The following is a 16,356-nucleotide window of genomic DNA, read 5'->3' as shown; positions in this document are numbered from 1 at the left end:
GTCCAGGCCTGTTGTCCGGCATACGGACAGCGGACGCCGGTCAACACGCCAGGACGCGCCCGTGGTGTAGACCACGAGCGCGTCGCTGACCAGCAGTTATGCTGATGTGGGGGGTGGGTCGGAAGGGGTTAGAAGGTCAGACCCCAGGAGTCGATGTAGCCGGTGTCACCCGAAGCCACATCACGGACCTGAAGCTTCCAGGTGCCGTTGGCGACCTCGCTCGACGCGTCGACCGTGTACGTGGTCAGGACGTTGTCGGCGCTGTCGGAGGAGGAGGACGCCTTCAGGTTGCGCACGGTGCCGTCGGGGGCGATCAGGTCGATGACCAGGTCCCCGCGCCAGGTGTGCTTGATGTCCACGGCGACCTTGAGGGCCGCGGAGGCGTTGCCGGTGCGGCCGGTGACGGCGATCGAGGACGACACGGTGGTGTTGTCGGAGATCGTCACGTCCGCCGTGTTGGTGAAGGTGCCGCCGGACGGAGGCGTCGTGGTGGTGACGGCCTCGACCGTCTTCGCGGCGTCGGCGATGCCGGTTCCGCAGCCGCCGGTGCAGGTGCCGGGCAGCGGGCGGGCGTTGGCCTTGATCGCCGACTCGATCTCGGCCGGGGTGAGGGTGCTCTTGGCCGACTTCAGCAGGGCCGCCAGGCCGGCGATGTGCGGCGCGGCCATCGAGGTGCCCTGGTAGGGCTCGTAGTTCTCGGCCGACTGGATCGTCGCGCCCGAGTTCAGCGTGGAGTAGATGCCGTTCTGGGGCGTGGTCACGGTGCCGGGGGTGTCGGTGCCGCGGCGGGTCTCGCCGCCCGGGGCCGCGACGTCCACGATGGTGCCGTAGTTCGAGTAGAACGAACGGTTGCCCTCGCGGCTGGTCGACGCCACGGTGATGACGTTGGAGCAGTTGGCCGGGGTGAAGCCGGAGGTGTTGGCGTTGCTGTTGCCCGCGGCGACGACGACGGTGCTGCCGCGCGAGACGGCGCCGTTGATCGCGGTCTGGTAGACGCTCGGGCAGGTGGAGCTGGCCCCGCCGAGGCTCAGGTTGATCACCTTCGCCGGCGTCGGGTTGGCCGTGACGCCCGGCACGGTGCCGCCGGACGCCCAGGTGATCGCGTCGGCGATGTCCGACGAGGAGCCGCCGCACTTGCCGAGCACGCGCACGGGCTGGATCTTCGCGTTGTACGCGATGCCCGCGATGCCCTTGGTGTTGTTGGTGACCGCACCGATGGTGCCGGCCACGTGGGTGCCGTGCCAGGAGGAGTCGCTCGCCTTGGATCCGACGCCGCACTCGCCGTCGGTGGCGTTCCAGTCGCCCTCGTCCTTGGCGTTCGCGTCGCGGCCGTTGCCGTCGCGGGCGTCGGCGGAGGCGGAGATGAAGTCGTAGCCGGAGACGATGTTCGTCGCCAGGTCCGTGTGGGCGGCGTAGCCGGTGTCGATGACGGCCACGGTGACACCGGAGCCGGTCGTCTTGTCCCAGGCGGCCGGGACGTTCATGCCGCCGGTGGCCTCGAAGAGGTCCCACTGCTTGGCGTAGTCCGTGTCGTTCGGCGTGACCGCCATGGCGTACGCACGGATGTCGGGCTCGACCGAGGCGACCTGCGGGTCGGCGCGGAAGGCGTCCATGACCTCGGTCACGTCCTGCTTGGTGGCGCTGTCGCCCAGGTCGACGAGCGCGGCGCCGCCGGCCAGGCGGCGCTCGAAGGAGAGGCTCTCGCCGGTCGCGGCGCCCTTGGCGGCCGCGTCGCTCTTCGCGGCGGCGTTGGAACCGGCCTCTGCGGTCTTGGTCTTGTACGTGACGATGACCTTCTCGACGGGAGCGCTGGGCAGCGCGGTCATCGCCTGCGAAGCCGGAGCCGGCTTCGGGGTGGAGACGGCCGGGGAGGCGGCGGACACCCCGGTGGTGGCGGCTGCGGCACCGAGGATCGCGGCACTCGCGACCACCACGGATATGACTCTCCGCGTGGAACTGTTCAAGGTGTTCCCTTTCAAGCACGACGTAGGTGCGGAGCAGTGGCGGCGGCGCGGGGCCTCGGCGCGAAGTGGGGGTCGCGGTCCGCTGCACCCTGGGCTTGGGGGGCCCGTGCGCCGCCACCGGCGCGACGGCCCGGGTCAAGGCCGTCACCGGCGGACACCACCCCCCTCACCTCATGCACCTGACAGGGCCTGAGCTCCTGTGGGGGGCGTGGATCGGGGGATGGGATCTGCCGGTGCGGCAGACAGTAGGGAACGGGCGGATGAACCCGATACGGGGAAAACCCTTGTCACCCCTCGCAGGGGGGAGGGGGGAGGGGGAGGGGCGGTGCTTGGGGGCCCCGTGCGGAGGGAACCACGGCGGGGTGAGAACACGGGGATACGGGCGGGGCCGTTACCGAGGGCGGATGCCCGTCTGGTTACGGGGACGGGTCGTCCTCGCCGCCGGATGGGGTGTCCTCCTCTGCGGTCGGCAGGTGGCCGAGGGGTACGGGGCGACCATGGAGTACCGCTCCGCGACGCGCCGGTCTGCGCGAACGGGAGCGGGGGCGGCGAGGGGTGCGTACGGCGCGCTGCGGGCACGGTCCTCGACCGCCGGACGGGCGAGCGCTGTACGTCCGGCGGTTCGAGCGGGGGCGTCACGGCGGCCGGTGCGACGATCGGCGGCAGCGGCGTGGCCACCGCGGGCGGCGTTGCGGGCGGTGCGGTGTCCGGCGGGGTGACATGGCACTGTTCGGCGGCTCCCTTCCGGCCTGGGGCTTCGCGATCGTGTGGACGGGGTTCGCGGTCTGCTGGATCGTGGGCGCCCGGCGGATCGGGTGAGGCTTGTCAGCCCAGTTCGAGGGTGGTCACACCGAAGATCCGCTCCTGGGCGACCGGCCTGATCGGCCCGGTGTACATGCGCGCCGTCTCGAACGTCGGCTCGAGCCCCCGCTCCCGCGCGAGGTGTGCCGCCGCCGGATTGGCCTCCGGCATGTCGATCGCGATCCGCGGCGAGCCGAAGCTCCGCGCCTCGGCGGCCAAGGCGTCCAGGAGTACGGCGGCGTCGGCGGCCGTGTCGGCGAACAGGGGCCCGATACGCGCCTCCTCCTGGGCCGGCCGCACGACTCCGTATCCCGTCGGACGTCCCCCGACGACCCGGACGAGGGCGCGGTGCCCGGGCGTGGTCAGCCAGGGCGCGAGGAACCGGGGCCGGTCGGCGGGGTGGCAGGCGTCGTCGTACGCGGCGACGGCGGCGGGATCGACCCGCTCGGCGGGGACCACGTCCGGGGCCGGTGCCGCGGCGGGGACCTCGCCGACGTACCGGGCCGTGCGGTACGCCGTGGAGAATCCGGACCGGCGGTAGTTGTCCTGCTGGGCGGGCACGCCGTCGAGGCCCACGGTCCGGTCGCCGGCGTGGGCGAGGGCGGCCTGCCAGGTCGTCAGACCGTGGCCGAGACCGCGCTGGTCGGGGCGGACGAGATAGAAGCCGAGGAAGGCGTAACGGTCGCTGTAGTTGACGACCGAGACGGCCGAGACGGGCTCCCCGTCGATCCGCCCGAGAAAGAAGCCACCGGGGTCCTGCGCGAAGAACGCCCGCGCGTCGGCGACCCCCGGGTTCCACCCCTCGTCGGCGGCCCAGGCGCGCACCAGCGCCCAGTCTTCGGGCGTGGCGGTGGAGACCCTGAGCGGGCCGGGGGAGCGAGAGGGCATGGGGCGTTCCTTCGGCTGCCTGGTTCCGGGGTGAGTCGTCGGGGCCGACCCCCTTCGCGGCTACGGGCGGTGACGCGGCCGGTCGGATTCCGGGAGAGGGCGACGTGCCCCGCGCGAGCGGAAGCGGCCCGATCCTAGCGGCGCTTGGCGGCGGACGGATTCGGCGACGATCGTTTCCGGCCGGACGCGGAGCGGCCCCGCGAGGCGCCTCAGCCCACCAGTCGCAGAGCGGTCCCCGACACCCCCACCCGTACCGTCTGTCCCCAGGTCAGCTCCAGCGCGTCCGCCTCCATCCCGTCGCCGAAGACCACCAGGCGGTCGGACTCCACGGTGAGGCTCAGGGCGTCACCGGCACCCAGGACACCCTCCACGCGCGTGGTGCCCGTGGCCGGCGACGGCCAGGCCTCCCGTACGAACCAGGCGAGGCGGGGGTCGGTCGGGGAGGGCGGGGGCAGCGGGCTCGAACGCTGCAGCAGCAGGGAGCGGAGCCAGCCCGTGGCCCCCGTGCCGGTGCCGACGACGACGCCCGAGGACGCCTGCGGCTCGGGCCCCGGACCGGCCTCCCCGCCCTCGACGTGGAGGGTGTAGCGCGCGGTCTGGTGCCCGGGCGGGCCCACGTAGATCTCGTTGAGCGCGAGAAGCCGCTGGGCGTCGTCGGCGACGGCCTCCACCATCGTCAGCTCCTCGGCGGCCGTCCGTCCGGCCGCCGGAAGCAACGCCGCCGCGTCCGCCGGACGGTGCCGTACGAGAACGCCCGGATTGCGCCCCGGATCGGTGTCGATCCCGACGACCGGCTGACCCGTGAGGTACTTGGCCGCGTTGGCCACCAGACCGTCCTGCCCGACCACGACGACCACGTCCTCGGGGCCGAACAGGAAGCGGTCCAGGTCGGCGCGCTCCACCCTGGCCTGCCGCCAGGACAGCGGCACCGCCCCCGCGACCTCGGCCAGCGCGCGACGCGCCCGCTCGTGCCGCTCCCGTACCTCCTCCACGCCGCGGCCCCGCCCGGCCAGGAAGAAGGCGGCCTGCCCGTGGGTGCCGTGCCGGGCGAGCAGCTCCTCGTACTCCGTGGTCCGGTGCACCAGCACGGCCCGGGGCGCCAGGCTCACGACGCGCTCCCGCCGCCCAGCTTCGCGAGCAGGCCGTTCAGCACGTCGGGGGAGACGGTGACGCTCTCGATCCGCGGCAGGTTCTCCGCCGCCCGGGTCGCCGCCAGCGCGTGGAGCGTGCCGGTGTCGGCCTCACCGTGCACCCGCAGCCAGGCGGCCTGCGCCTGGGCGCGCGCCTCGCCGACCTCGCGCGCCGCCTCGGCCTCCGCCCGGGCGAGCCGCACCTTCCGTACCGCTTCCGCTTCCGCCCGGACGGCGTCGGCGGCGGCGCTCTCCTCCGCCTCGCGGCGCGCGTTGGTGCCGCGCTGGTCCACGAGCCGCTCCTCCTGGCGGGCCAGCTCGATCTTGCTGGCCAGCTCGTTCTCGGCGATGGTCCGTTCGCGTTCGACCGCGACGGCCCGCCGTTCGTAGGTGGCCCGGTCCGCCTCCTGCTGGATCCGCTCGCGGGCCGGGGTGCGCAGCGCGCGTTCGACCTCCGGTTCCGGCCGGACGGCCACCACCCGTACCGCCACCACCTCCAGGCCGGTGTCCGGCAGCCGGGGTTCGGCGGTGAGCCCGTCCGCGATCCGCTCGCGCACGGCCGACACGCCGTCGACGAGGGCGGCGGCCAGTGGGGTGCGCGCCAGGACGTCGAGGGCGTGCTGCTGGGCGGTCTCGGTGAGGAGCGTGGCGATCTGCTCCAGCGGCGCGCCGCGCCAGGACCCGGTGTCGGGGTCGATCGAGAAGTCGACGCGGGTGGCCGCGGCCTCCGGATCGCTGACGCGGTACGTCACCGTGCACTGCACGCTCACGTCCTGGAAGTCGGCGGTCCTCGCGTGGAACGCCATGGCCAGCTCCCGGTCGTTCACCGGCACTTCGGAGAGCGCGGCGGACAGCGAACGGAACCAGAAGCTGAGCCCCGCGCCGTCGTGGACGAGCTGTCCACGACGGTGGTGGCGGATGTGCGCGGTGGGCGCGGAGCGCAGATGGCGCCAACCGGCGCGCCGGGTGATGTCGGCCATGGGATCCCCCTTGTCGTCATGTTGACGATAGTGGAACCGATCTTTCTCGTCAAGATGACGAAAGTGGCTGGTCGGGGGTCTCGCGACCGGCGGCGCCGGGCGGGAAGGGGGCTGTCGGGCGTCCACGGAACCTGTGTTCGCGGTCCGGGGGCCGGGAGCGATGGGGCGGGCTGTCGGGCCTGCGGCCGGACCCGTCGTCGCGGCCCGGGAGCCGGGCGACGGGTCGCCGGCCGCGTCTGAGCCGGCCCGAGGGCGGGTCGCTACCGGAGCGACGCGCCGGGCCGGGGCGTGGTCGACGACCGCGCGACCCTCGGGGGCGATCCGCGGCCCGCGCACGCGCTCCTGCGGGGTTGCGGCCCTGGGGCCGGGGGACTCCCGCCGTAGCCTCGCGGGTGAAGGAGGCGCCCCCGGCCGGGCTGTGGTCCGTCGGTGCGGCTCCTGCTGCCGAAGGTCGCTCCCGGAGGCCGGATCTTCCGGAGGCTTCCTCGTCCCGTCAGCCGACGAGGGGCGCGGGGGCCGGCGCCGGGTCGGCGGCGGGGACGGGGCGGGAGGCCGGGGCGGAGCCCCGCCCGGCTGGCCCGGGGCGAGGTGCGGGGTGCTCGTCCTCGGCGGGCGGCAGGCCCGCGGGGGTGACGAGCACACGGGAGAACACGGGTGGGGGCGCGGCCGGGGCGGGCGCAGGGGTGCGGGAAGGTGCCGCGTCCGGCGGCGTCCGTCGTGGCGCGGGTGACGTCCGGGCCGCTTCCGGCGAGACCCGCTTCGGTGTCGGAGCGATCCGCGCCGCGTCCGCCGGGATCCGCTTCGGTGTCGGCGGTGCCCACGCCCCTTCCGCCGGCACCCGTTCCTGTGCCGCCGCAGCCGCTCCGGCGGCGCCCCCGGCGGTCGTCAGCAGGACCACGCCGCGTGCCGCCACCAGGGAGGCGGTGGCCGCGACCAGCCAGCCCCAGCCGCCTGCGCGAAACGTTTCGCCGAGCAGTGCCACGCCGATGACCGCCGCGGCGGCGGGGTTCGAGAGGTTCACCACGGCCAGGGGAGCCGCGAGACCACCCCGGTAGGCGGTCTGGGAGAGGAGGAGGCCGCCGACGGCGAAGGCGGAGATCAGGAGCGCCACCAGCGTCGTCTGCCACCAGGGGAGGGACCCGCCGGGCAGCTCGAGCGCGAGCGCGGCCGTCAGGGTCTGGGTCAGGGCGGAGGCGACGCCCGAGGCCATCCCGGAGGCGGTGGCGTGACCGAGGCCGCGGACCCGGCCCGCGGGCATGTCCCGGGCGCGCCCGGCTCCCGTTCCGTGTGCTCCGTACCGCCGGCGTACGCGGCCTGCCCGGCCCGACGCGAGGACGGCGATCAGACCCGCGGTCGCCGCCGAGACGATCAGCGCCTCGCGCAGGCTCAGCGCCTCGCCGGGCGCGGCGGGGCCGGTGACCGACACCAGCCCGACGAGCCCCGCGAGCGTCCAGAACGCCCCGCGCCACTCCGCCCGCGTCACCCGGCGCCGGGCGAGGCGCGCCCCCAGGGGCAGCGCGGCCACGAGCGTCAGCGCGCCGAGCGGCTGGACGAGGGTGAGGGGCCCGTAGTGCAGCGCGGCGACGTGGGCGAGCGCGCCGGCCGCGTTGAGGCCGACCGCCCACCACCACCGGCCGCGGGCGAGCAGCGCGCGCAGAGCGCCGCCGCCGTCGGAGGCCGCGGCGAGGCGGGCCTGGGCGACCGCCGCGAGGGCGTACCCGGCGGCGGAGACGAGGGAGAGGAGCACCGCGAGCACGGTGCCGTCGAGACCGGTCATCGCAGTGCTCCTGCCGGGCGGTGCGCGACGGTGCGCGCGGGAGGGGCCGGGGTGGCGCGCCGGGACCCCGGGGCACGCACGGCGGCGAGCGCGAGGGCGAGGAGCGCCGCGGCGGCGAGGGCGTCGAACCAGTAGTGGTTGGCCGTGCCGACGATCACGAGGAGGGTCAGCAAGGGGTGGAGCAGCCACAGCCACCGCAGGCGGCCGCGGCCGGCGCCGATCAGGCCGATCGCGACCATCAGCGCCCAGCCGAAGTGGAGTGAGGGCATCGCGGCGAACTGGTTCGCCATCGTGTCCGTCTGCGGCGTCGCGGCGTACACGGAGGGGCCGTAGACCCGCGCGGTGTCGACGAGCCCGGCGGCGGAGAGCATGCGGGGCGGTGCCAGCGGCATCAGCAGGTGCAGCGCGAGCGCGGCGGCGGTGAGGAGGGCGAGGACGCGTCGGGACCAGAGGTAGTGGGCGGGGCGGCGCCAGTAGAGCCAGGCGAGGAACGCGACCGTGGCCGGGAAGTGCACCGCCGCGTAGTAGGTGTTGGCGACCCGCACGAGGGTGTCGCCGTGCAGGAGCAGCGCTTGCACGGAGTCCTCGCCCGGCAGGTGGACGGCCCGCTCGGCGTCCCACACGCGATCGGCGTTGTGGAAGGCACGTCGCTCGTGGCCGTTGGCGAAGAGCCTGCCGCATTTGTAGAAGACGAAGAGGGCGGTGACGAGCAGCAGTTCGCGGACGAGGGGCGGCCTGGGGGTCTCCCGCGCGGCTGTCCCCGGTGCCGGGGTCTCTTCCGTGGTCGTTCCCAGCGCCGGGGTCTCTTGCGTGGCCGTTCCCAGTGCCGGGGTGGGCGGCGGCCACGGTTCCGCGGGACGAGTCCCGCGTATCCCGCGTATCCCGGCACCCATGGCACGGCCCCTTTTTCCGATCAAACCGTCAACAAACGGGGGAAGCCTAGATCCGATTTCATCGAGACGCAAGCGTCTCGATACGTTTGCGTCTCGATTGTGCGCCCCCTACTCTCGTATGTGCAGAGCAGCAGTCCGGGACGACCGGGAGGAATCGATGTCCACGCAGGCCGCGACCGCCGCAGCCCGCCGCAGCAAGATCACCCCCGAGCGGGAGACGGAGCTGTACGAGGCGGTGATCCGCCTCCTCCGCGAGGGCGGCTACGACGCGGTGACCATGGAGGGCGTCGCCGCCCTCACCAAGTGCGGCAAGGCGACGCTCTACCGGCAGTGGGGCACCAAGCCGCAGCTCGTCACGGCCGCGCTCGCTCACCGCCGCTGCGCGTTCTTCACCGGCATCGACACCGGCTCCCTCGCCGGCGACCTGCGCGAGGCGGCGCGGGCGGCCGGATCCCGCCGTGACCGGGACGTCGAGCTGATGGAGGCCGTCAGCCAGGCCTACACCCGGCATCCGGACCTGCGCGACGCCCTGCGCGCCACGGTCATCGACCCCGAGGTCGCGGCGCTCGACGAGATGCTGCGGCGCGCGGTCGAGCGCGGCGAGATCGACGCGGACGACCCCGCCGCCGGCTTCGTGGCCCCCTGCTTCCTCGGCATGCTCCGCGTCGAGCGCCTCTTCGAGGAGCGCTTCGCGGACGAGGCGGCGCTGCGGGGTCTGGTGGACGCGGTCCTCCTTCCGGCGCTGCGCGTCGACGGCTGACCGGCCGCCCCGTCCCGCACCCTGGAGACATGGCCGCCACCACCCCCGGCATCCGCGTGCGCCGGATCTACGAAACGCCCTCGCCCGACGACGGCGTACGGATCCTCGTCGACCGGCTCTGGCCGCGCGGCCTCGCCAGGACCGACGCGCGCGTCGACGAATGGCCCAAGGCGCTCACTCCGTCCACCGAGCTACGCCGCTGGTATCACGGCGCCGAGGGCACGTACGAGGAGTTCCGCGCACGGTACGAGGAGGAGCTCGCCGAGCCCGCCGCCGCCGAGGCGCTCGACCGTGTGCGCGACCTCGCCGCGCGGGGCACGATCACCCTCCTCACCGCCGCCAAGGACCCCTCCCTCAGCCACACCTCCGTCCTGCGGCGCCTGTTGGCCGAGCCGAGCGGCTGACCCGTCCACCCTCTGGGTCGTCGGACCGGTGCCGCGCCACGACACCGCCGGCGTCCAGGGGTACCGTCCCGGCGCGACCCGCCCGGCCGTCCTGTCCGGCACCGAACTGCCCGCCGGAGCGGCCGCCTTCGTCGCCCCACGGCTCCGCCGACCGCGACGAGGCGCGGCGCGCGAACCCCGACACCTTCGGCATCCCCCGGTCCGCGGCGCCCCCCACCGCCCTTCCGGCCGGCCACGGCGCGCACGGCCGGCCCGGCTCGGCCGGGCGCAACCCAGGCTCGCCCTGGAACCGTTCACCCGCCGCCTTCCTGGCCTCCGGCTCGCGGAGGACCACGAAGCGGTGGCGCGGCCGGCCCTCAGCCGCCGCCCACCCGAGACGCCTGGTGTGCCCCCCCCGCGCGGCCGGAGGGGGCTACTCCCGGCGCAGCCGGGGCGCCTCGGCGGTCGCGTCGATCACCTGACCGGCCAGGTCGGTCCGGTCGGCGAGAGCCCGCGCCCATCTCGCCAGGCCGTCCACGTCGATGCCGTACGCCCGCGCCCGCGGCGCCGGCCCGGGACCCGTGACGCGGTCGGCGCCCCGGCGCAACAGCCGCGCCCCGCCCGGCGCGTTGCCGCGGGCCGCGTGGGTGAGCCCCACCGCGAGCTGCGCCAGCCCCTGCCACAGGTCCCGCTCCTCGGCCGGTCCCGTCTTCCAGGCGTCCTCGAAGACCTCGTGCGCGTGGAACGGCATGCCGGCGTCCAGGAGCCGTTGCGCCTCGGCGAGCGTCTCCGCCGGAGCCCGCGTCAGCCCCTCCGGCTGCCGGGGCACCCCCTCCGCCCCGTACGGCAGGGGCCGCCCCAGCCCGTCACGCGGCCGCGCACTGCGCGCCCGCCCCTCCTGGTCGCGATCCCTCGGCGTCCGGCTCACCCCGCCATTGTGGCCCCCGGGCCCCGCACCCGCAGTCGCCGCGCCCCCACGGGCGCGCCCACCTGCGCCGTCGCCCCACCACCGCCCGACGCGACGACGACCCCGTGCGCTCACCGGCCCCCCGGAGTGGGGTAAAGTCTGTCTCGCAACGCCCCACCGGGATGATCCGGGCGGGCCGAGCACCGGGACGTGGCGCAGCTTGGTAGCGCACTTGACTGGGGGTCAAGGGGTCGCAGGTTCAAATCCTGTCGTCCCGACCATGCGGAAACGCTGGTCGGAGGCCGTTCTCTCATCCGTGAGAGGGCGGCCTTTCGTGCGTTCGCGCGTGCGGTGGACGCGGGCCGGATGCGCGTCGGTCCCCCTGCGTCCGCCCAGGTAGAGGGCTTTGAGACGCCACGCGGGCAGGGGTGGGGCGCCGTGCGCGGTCGCCCGGTGACTCCGGCTTCGGGACGCGCGGCGTGGGGTGAGGCACGGGATTCGAATTCTGTCGAGTGTTGCGTGTGCCTCACTGGTGGGTGCTGTTCAAGGAGAGCTTTCGACGGCCAAGCTGAGCGTCGTGCTCCGGATCTTCGCGGGTGCACTTCTGATCGTGTCGGGAACAGGCCGGTGACGGCCGGAGCAGCGAACGGAGAACACTCGTGATCGTCGGAGTCCTCAAGGAAGCGCGGGCGGGTGAGAGTCGCGTCGCGGCCACGCCGGCCACGATCGAACAGATCCGCAAACTGGGGTACGACGTGGTCGTCGCCCCGGGCGCGGGGGTCGCGGCCGGCTTCACCGACGGTGCCTACGAGGCCGCCGGCGCGACCGTCGGCCAGGCGGAGGCCGCCGACGTGGTGCTGGGAGTCAACGCCCCGACGCCCTCACAGCTGGACCGGGTCCGGCCGGAGGCCACCGTGGTCGCGCTGTTCGCGCCGGCCTTCGACCCGGCGATGGTCGAGGACCTGGGCCGGCGTCCCTTCACGGCGCTGTCGATGGACGCGGTGCCGCGTATCAGCCGGGCCCAGTCGATGGACGTCCTGTCGTCCATGGCGAACATCGCCGGCTACCGGGCCGTCATCGAGGCCGCGCACGAGTTCGGGCGCTTCTTCACCGGCCAGGTGACCGCGGCGGGCAAGGTCCCGCCGGCGAAGGTGCTCGTCGCGGGCGCCGGCGTCGCCGGCCTGGCGGCGATCGGTGCGTCCGGCTCGCTCGGCGCGATCGTGCGGGCGACCGACCCGCGACCGGAGGTGGCCGACCAGGTCCGCTCGCTGGGCGGCGAGTACCTGTCGATCGAGTCCCCGGAGGTGGAGGTCTCGAAGACCGGCTACGCCAAGGAGATGGGCGACGACTACAAGGCGCGCGAGGTCGAGCTCTACGCCGCGCAGTGCCGCGAGGTCGACATCGTCATCACCACCGCGCTGATCCCGGGCCGTCCCGCGCCGACGCTGATCACCGCCGAGATGGTGGCGAGCATGAAGCCGGGCTCGGTCATCGTCGACATGGCGGCCGCCAACGGCGGCAACGTCGAGGGCACCGTGAAGGGCGAGAAGACCGTCACGGAGAACGGCGTGACGATCATCGGGTACACCGATCTGGCGGGCAGGCTGCCGGCCCAGGCCTCGCAGCTGTACGGCACGAACCTGGTGAACCTGCTGAAGCTGATGACGCCGGGCAAGGACGGCGCGCTGGTCCTCGACTGGGACGACCCGGTGCAGCGCTCCATCACCGTCGTCCGCGCGGGGGAGTCGGCGTGGCCGCCCCCGCCGGTCCAGGTCTCCGCCGCCCCGGCCCCCGCGCCCGCGGCGCCCGCGGCGCAGCCGGTGCCGAAGAAGCAGCCGAAGTCGGCGAAGCAGAAGTTCGGCGGCGTGGCCCTGGGCGCGCTGGCGCTCTTCCTCATGGCCGCGTTCGCCCCGGCGGCGCTGCTGCCGCACGTGACGGTCTTCATCCTCGCGATCGTGATCGGCTACTACGTGATCGGGCACGTGCACCACGCCCTGCACACGCCGCTGATGTCGGTGACGAACGCGATCTCCGGGATCATCGTCGTCGGCGCGCTCCTGCAGATCGGCCACACGAGCACGGCGGTCACGGTGCTCTCGTTCGTCGCGATCCTTCTGGCCAGTATCAACATCTTCGGCGGCTTCGCGGTGACGCGTCGCATGCTCGCCATGTTCAACCGGAGCTGACATGTCTGCGACCCTCGCCGCACAGGCGGCCTACCTCGTTGCCGCGCTGCTGTTCATCCTGGCGCTGGCAGGACTCTCCAAGCACGAATCGGCACGGCTCGGCAACGCGTTCGGCATGCTCGGCATGGGTGTCGCGCTCGTCGCGACGGTCGTGCTCGCGCTGGACGGTGACATCAGCGGTGCCGGCCTCGGCCTGATGGCCGCCGCGATGCTGATCGGCGCGGTGATCGGCCTCCAGCGGGCCCGCGGCGTCGAGATGACCGGGATGCCCGAACTGATCGCGCTGCTGCACTCCTTCGTCGGTCTGGCCGCCGTGCTGGTCAGCTGGAACGGCTTCCTCAACGTCGAACACGACCCGGACGGCCACGAGGCCAAGGTCCTGGACGCGCTCGGCACGCTGGGCATCCACCACGCCGAGGTCTTCATCGGCCTGTTCATCGGAGCGGTGACCTTCACGGGCTCCGTCGTGGCGTACCTGAAGCTCGCCGCGAAGATCGACTCCAAGCCGCTGGTGCTGCCGGGCAAGAACGCCCTCAACCTCGGCTCGCTGGTCCTCTTCCTCGCCCTGACGGTGTGGTTCGTGATCACGCCGGAGCTGTGGCTGCTGATCACCGTGACGGTCCTGGCGCTGGCCCTGGGCTGGCATCTGGTGGCCTCGATCGGCGGCGGTGACATGCCGGTCGTCGTCTCGATGCTCAACAGCTACTCCGGCTGGGCGGCGGCCGCCTCCGGCTTCCTGCTCGGCAACGACCTGCTGATCATCACCGGCGCGCTCGTGGGCTCCTCGGGTGCCTACCTGTCCTACATCATGTGCAAGGCGATGAACCGCTCGTTCCTCTCCGTGATCGCCGGCGGCTTCGGCATCGAGGCGCCGTCGGGCTCGGACGTCGACTACGGCGAGCACCAGGAGACCACCGCCCAGGGCGCCGCCGAACTGCTGGGCGCCGCCCGGTCCGTGGTCATCACGCCCGGGTACGGCATGGCCGTCGCCCAGGCCCAGTACCCGGTCGCGGAGCTGACCGCGAAGCTGCGCGCGAAGGGCGTCGACGTACGGTTCGGCATCCACCCGGTCGCCGGCCGCCTGCCCGGCCACATGAACGTGCTCCTCGCCGAGGCCAAGGTGCCGTACGACATCGTGCTCGAAATGGACGAGATCAACGACGACTTCGCCAAGACCGACGTCGTCCTCGTGATCGGCGCCAACGACACGGTCAACCCGGCCGGAGCCGAGGACCCCAGCAGCCCGCTCGCCGGCATGCCGGTCCTCAACGTCTGGGAGGCCGGCAAGGTCATCGTGTTCAAGCGCTCGATGGCCTCCGGATACGCGGGTGTGCAGAACCCGCTGTTCTTCAAGGAGAACACCGCGATGCTCTTCGGTGACGCGAAGGCCCGGGTCGAGGACATCGTCGGCGCCCTCTGAGGAGCGCGACGGCCGAGGACGCGCCGGCCCGGGTGGACGCAGTCGTCCACCCGGGCCGGCGGGCCTCTTCGGGAGCCTCCGCCCTGCGGGGCCTCGGGACGGCCCCTCTATCGTGGGCCGGACGGGTGATCCGCACCCGTAGGCCGCGCAGCCCGGGAGTCCGCATGCACCCCTTCGACGTCGAGACCCTGACGGCGGGCCGGTGGCGCAACGGCGGGGGCGCCACGCGGGTGATCGTGTCGTGGCCGGCGGGCGCCGAGGAGTTCCGGTGGCGGGCGAGCGTGGCCGACATCGACCGGGACGGGCCGTTCTCCGCCTTTCCCGGCGTCGACCGGACGTTCACCCTCCTCGCGGGCGACGGGGTGCGCCTGACGGCCCCCGGAGCGTTCGACCGGACGGTGCGAGCGGGGGAGCCCTTCGGCTTCTCCGGTGACCTGGAACTCACCGCCGAACTGCGGGGCGGGGCCTGCCGGGTGCTCAACATCATGGTCCGGCGCGGTGTCCGGGCCGCCCGGGTGGAGCGCGTCACCGGGCCCGTGGTGCCGCCCTTCGGCCACGCCGGAGTGCTGTACGTGCTGCGCGGTGCCTGGCGGACGGAGGCCGAGGGGCACACCCTGGCCACGGGGCAGGGCGTGTGGTGGGACGAGCCGCGGGGACACGCGGCCGTCGAGGAGGGAGAGCGCGGGAGGGACGAGCGGGCGGGCTCGGCCGACCGCGCACGCGCGCGCGAAGCGATCCGGACGCGAGCCGAGCCCCGGCACGAGACCGCCCCGGGCCGGGCGGTCACACCGCTCTCGCCCGAGGCGGTCGCCCTCTGGGCGGACGTCGCGCCGGTGAGGTGAGTACGGTGGCCGGGAACGGGATCCGCGAGACCACGCTCCCGGGCTCGCCCCGGGTCCGCGGCCGCACCCGGCCACCGGCCCGGAGGCCGTGGCCGGCCGCGGCCTCCGCAGCGGTGGCGAACGCCCGGACCGAGGGGAGACAGGCTCCATGCCGAGACGTCGCGTGGTCGTGGTCGGGGCCGGGATAGGCGGCCTCACGGCGGCGGTGGCGCTGCACCGCCGCGGCTGGCACGTCACCGTCTGCGAGAGCGCCCCCGAACCCCCCGTCACCGGTGCCGGCATCGGCCTCGCCCCCAACGCGCTGCGCGCGCTGCGCGCCATCGACGTCGACGTCACCCGGGCCACCGGTGGCGCCGTGCCCGCCGTCATGGGCGTGCGCCGCTCCGACGGCCGGTGGCTCACCCGGACCCGTACCGCCGACATGGCGGCGCGCTACGGAATGCCCCCGATCGCCGTCCCGCGCCCGGCGCTCACCGCCGCTCTGGCCGCCGCCCTGCCGGCGCGGACCCTCCGCCATGCCACCGCCGTGACCGCCGTCGACGACGCCGCGGGCCGCCCGGTCGTGCGTACGGAAGCCGGTCCGGACCTGCCTGCCGACGTGGTCGTCGCCGCCGACGGCATCCACAGCCCGCTGCGCCGCGCGTACTTCCCCGGCCACCCCGGCCCGCGCTACATCGGCGAGACCGCCTGGCGGGCCCTCGTGGACGCTCCGGACCTGGGGATCGAGGCCATGAGCGAGACCTGGGGACGCGGGGAGCGGTTCGGCGTCACCCCGCTCTGCGACGGCCGGTTCTACCTCTACGCCACCGCGGTCGTCCCGGCCGGCGTGCGGTCGGCCGACGCCCGCGGCGAACTCCGCCGTCGCTTCGGCTCGTGGCACGACCCGATCCCCGCCCTGCTGGACCGCGTCGACCGCCTCGCCCCCGAGGACGTCCTCCGGCACGACCTCCACGAGCTGGCCACCCCGCTCCCGCGCCTGCATCACGGCAGGATCGCCTGGCTCGGCGACGCCGCCCACGCCATGGCCCCGAACCTCGGCCAGGGCGGCTGCCAGGCCATCGAGGACGCGGTGATCCTCGCCCACCTCCTGCCCGCCGGTGACGGCGGTGACGGCGGTGACGGCCCGGACGGCGTTCCGGCGGCCCTCGCCGCGTACACCGCCGCCCGCCGCGACCGGGCCGACGCCGTGCGCGTCCGCGCCCGCCGGGTCGGCCGCCTGGGCGCCCTCCGTCACCCGCTCGCCGTGGCGGCCCGCGACCTCGCGGTCCGGGCCGCCCCCGACCGGCTGGCCCTGCGCGGCCTGGACGACCTGTTCGACGGCTTCCGGCTTCCGGACCGGCCGGTGGGGTGACGGCCGTCGGAACGGCGCGGCCGACGGGCGGGCGCAGGACTCCGGTGCGAGCCTGAGTGCGTACCGGACCTGCG

Annotated in this window: 13 protein-coding genes and 1 tRNA gene; 7 read left to right on the top strand and 7 right to left on the bottom strand. The window is 74.4% G+C overall.

From position 1 onward, the window contains the following. Positions 1-128: 128 nt before the first annotated feature. The 6 genes from AB0K65_RS28400 to AB0K65_RS28375 all read right to left on the bottom strand — a co-directional run bounded on the left by AB0K65_RS28400 (position 129) and on the right by AB0K65_RS28375 (position 8,433). Positions 129-1,826, bottom strand: a complete 1,698-nt coding sequence (locus AB0K65_RS28400) for a S8 family serine peptidase (RefSeq protein ID WP_365721444.1) — start codon at positions 1,824-1,826, stop codon at positions 129-131. A gap of 963 nt (positions 1,827-2,789) precedes the next feature. Beyond that, positions 2,790-3,653 carry a GNAT family N-acetyltransferase gene (locus tag AB0K65_RS28395; protein ID WP_365721422.1) on the bottom strand — a complete coding sequence of 288 codons (864 nt, stop codon included), beginning with the start codon at positions 3,651-3,653 and terminating at the stop codon, positions 2,790-2,792. A gap of 209 nt (positions 3,654-3,862) precedes the next feature. Further along, the gene (locus AB0K65_RS28390; protein ID WP_365721420.1) at positions 3,863-4,762 is read right to left on the bottom strand and encodes a hypothetical protein; all 900 of its coding nucleotides are present in this window, start codon (positions 4,760-4,762) and stop codon (positions 3,863-3,865) included. Continuing rightward, on the bottom strand, positions 4,759-5,763 hold the full coding sequence (locus AB0K65_RS28385) for an SPFH domain-containing protein (RefSeq protein ID WP_365721418.1): 1,005 nt from the start codon (positions 5,761-5,763) through the stop codon (positions 4,759-4,761). The genes AB0K65_RS28390 and AB0K65_RS28385 overlap by 4 nt, the downstream gene beginning before the upstream one ends. Positions 5,764-6,256: 493 nt before the next feature. Then, entirely contained in the window at positions 6,257-7,540 is a 1,284-nt protein-coding gene (locus AB0K65_RS28380; protein ID WP_365721416.1) for a DMT family transporter, read from the bottom strand. Beyond that, positions 7,537-8,433, bottom strand: coding sequence for a phosphatase PAP2 family protein (locus AB0K65_RS28375; protein WP_365721414.1), 897 nt, complete (start codon positions 8,431-8,433; stop codon positions 7,537-7,539). Before AB0K65_RS28375 ends, AB0K65_RS28380 begins: the two co-directional genes overlap by 4 nt. 157 nt (positions 8,434-8,590) lie before the next feature. Between AB0K65_RS28375 and AB0K65_RS28370 the strand changes: the two genes are divergently transcribed. Both AB0K65_RS28370 and AB0K65_RS28365 read left to right on the top strand, forming a co-directional pair. Further along, a complete protein-coding gene (locus tag AB0K65_RS28370) occupies positions 8,591-9,193 on the top strand; it encodes a TetR/AcrR family transcriptional regulator (RefSeq protein WP_365721412.1) in 603 nt (200 codons plus the stop codon). A 29-nt stretch (positions 9,194-9,222) separates the two neighbouring features. Then, a complete protein-coding gene (locus tag AB0K65_RS28365) occupies positions 9,223-9,597 on the top strand; it encodes a DUF488 family protein (protein WP_365721410.1) in 375 nt (124 codons plus the stop codon). A 412-nt stretch (positions 9,598-10,009) separates the two neighbouring features. Here the strand turns inward: AB0K65_RS28365 and AB0K65_RS28360 are convergent, their stop codons facing one another. Beyond that, positions 10,010-10,504: a DUF309 domain-containing protein gene (locus tag AB0K65_RS28360; RefSeq protein ID WP_365721408.1), complete on the bottom strand. Its 495-nt coding sequence runs from the start codon at positions 10,502-10,504 to the stop codon at positions 10,010-10,012. A 183-nt stretch (positions 10,505-10,687) separates the two neighbouring features. Here AB0K65_RS28360 and AB0K65_RS28355 point away from each other — a divergent pair. The 5 genes from AB0K65_RS28355 (at position 10,688) to AB0K65_RS28335 (ending at position 16,282) form a co-directional block, all read left to right on the top strand. Further along, positions 10,688-10,764, top strand: a tRNA-Pro gene (locus tag AB0K65_RS28355). A 378-nt stretch (positions 10,765-11,142) separates the two neighbouring features. After that, positions 11,143-12,669 carry a Re/Si-specific NAD(P)(+) transhydrogenase subunit alpha gene (locus AB0K65_RS28350; protein ID WP_365721406.1) on the top strand — a complete coding sequence of 509 codons (1,527 nt, stop codon included), beginning with the start codon at positions 11,143-11,145 and terminating at the stop codon, positions 12,667-12,669. 1 nt (position 12,670) lies between these two features. After that, positions 12,671-14,089 (top strand): Re/Si-specific NAD(P)(+) transhydrogenase subunit beta, encoded by a 1,419-nt coding sequence (gene pntB / locus AB0K65_RS28345; protein WP_365721404.1) that lies wholly within the window; start codon positions 12,671-12,673, stop codon positions 14,087-14,089. Positions 14,090-14,253: 164 nt separating this feature from the next. Continuing rightward, positions 14,254-14,931 carry a HutD family protein gene (locus AB0K65_RS28340; protein ID WP_365721402.1) on the top strand — a complete coding sequence of 226 codons (678 nt, stop codon included), beginning with the start codon at positions 14,254-14,256 and terminating at the stop codon, positions 14,929-14,931. A gap of 148 nt (positions 14,932-15,079) precedes the next feature. After that, positions 15,080-16,282: an FAD-dependent oxidoreductase gene (locus AB0K65_RS28335; protein WP_365721400.1), complete on the top strand. Its 1,203-nt coding sequence runs from the start codon at positions 15,080-15,082 to the stop codon at positions 16,280-16,282. Positions 16,283-16,356: the final 74 nt, after the last annotated feature.

This window comes from Streptomyces sp. NPDC053755 (genome assembly GCF_040677675.1).
In the GTDB taxonomy this organism is placed as follows: Bacteria; Actinomycetota; Actinomycetes; order Streptomycetales; family Streptomycetaceae; genus Streptomyces.
Note: the sequence above shows the minus strand (reverse complement) of the source record. Positions and strands in the feature narration are given on the sequence as shown.

What these genes read in the sequence shown, in the direction of transcription:
- AB0K65_RS28370 (WP_365721412.1), top strand. Translation starts at nt 8,591, where the DNA reads ATGTCCACGCAGGCCGCGACCGCCGCAGCCCGCCGCAGCAAGATCACC.
- pntB (WP_365721404.1), top strand. Translation starts at nt 12,671, where the DNA reads ATGTCTGCGACCCTCGCCGCACAGGCGGCCTACCTCGTTGCCGCGCTG.
- AB0K65_RS28400 (WP_365721444.1), bottom strand. Translation starts at nt 1,826, where the DNA reads ATGACCGCGCTGCCCAGCGCTCCCGTCGAGAAGGTCATCGTCACGTAC.
- AB0K65_RS28380 (WP_365721416.1), bottom strand. Translation starts at nt 7,540, where the DNA reads ATGACCGGTCTCGACGGCACCGTGCTCGCGGTGCTCCTCTCCCTCGTC.
- AB0K65_RS28340 (WP_365721402.1), top strand. Translation starts at nt 14,254, where the DNA reads ATGCACCCCTTCGACGTCGAGACCCTGACGGCGGGCCGGTGGCGCAAC.
- AB0K65_RS28365 (WP_365721410.1), top strand. Translation starts at nt 9,223, where the DNA reads ATGGCCGCCACCACCCCCGGCATCCGCGTGCGCCGGATCTACGAAACG.
- AB0K65_RS28395 (WP_365721422.1), bottom strand. Translation starts at nt 3,653, where the DNA reads ATGCCCTCTCGCTCCCCCGGCCCGCTCAGGGTCTCCACCGCCACGCCC.
- AB0K65_RS28335 (WP_365721400.1), top strand. Translation starts at nt 15,080, where the DNA reads ATGCCGAGACGTCGCGTGGTCGTGGTCGGGGCCGGGATAGGCGGCCTC.
- AB0K65_RS28385 (WP_365721418.1), bottom strand. Translation starts at nt 5,763, where the DNA reads ATGGCCGACATCACCCGGCGCGCCGGTTGGCGCCATCTGCGCTCCGCG.
- AB0K65_RS28375 (WP_365721414.1), bottom strand. Translation starts at nt 8,433, where the DNA reads ATGGGTGCCGGGATACGCGGGATACGCGGGACTCGTCCCGCGGAACCG.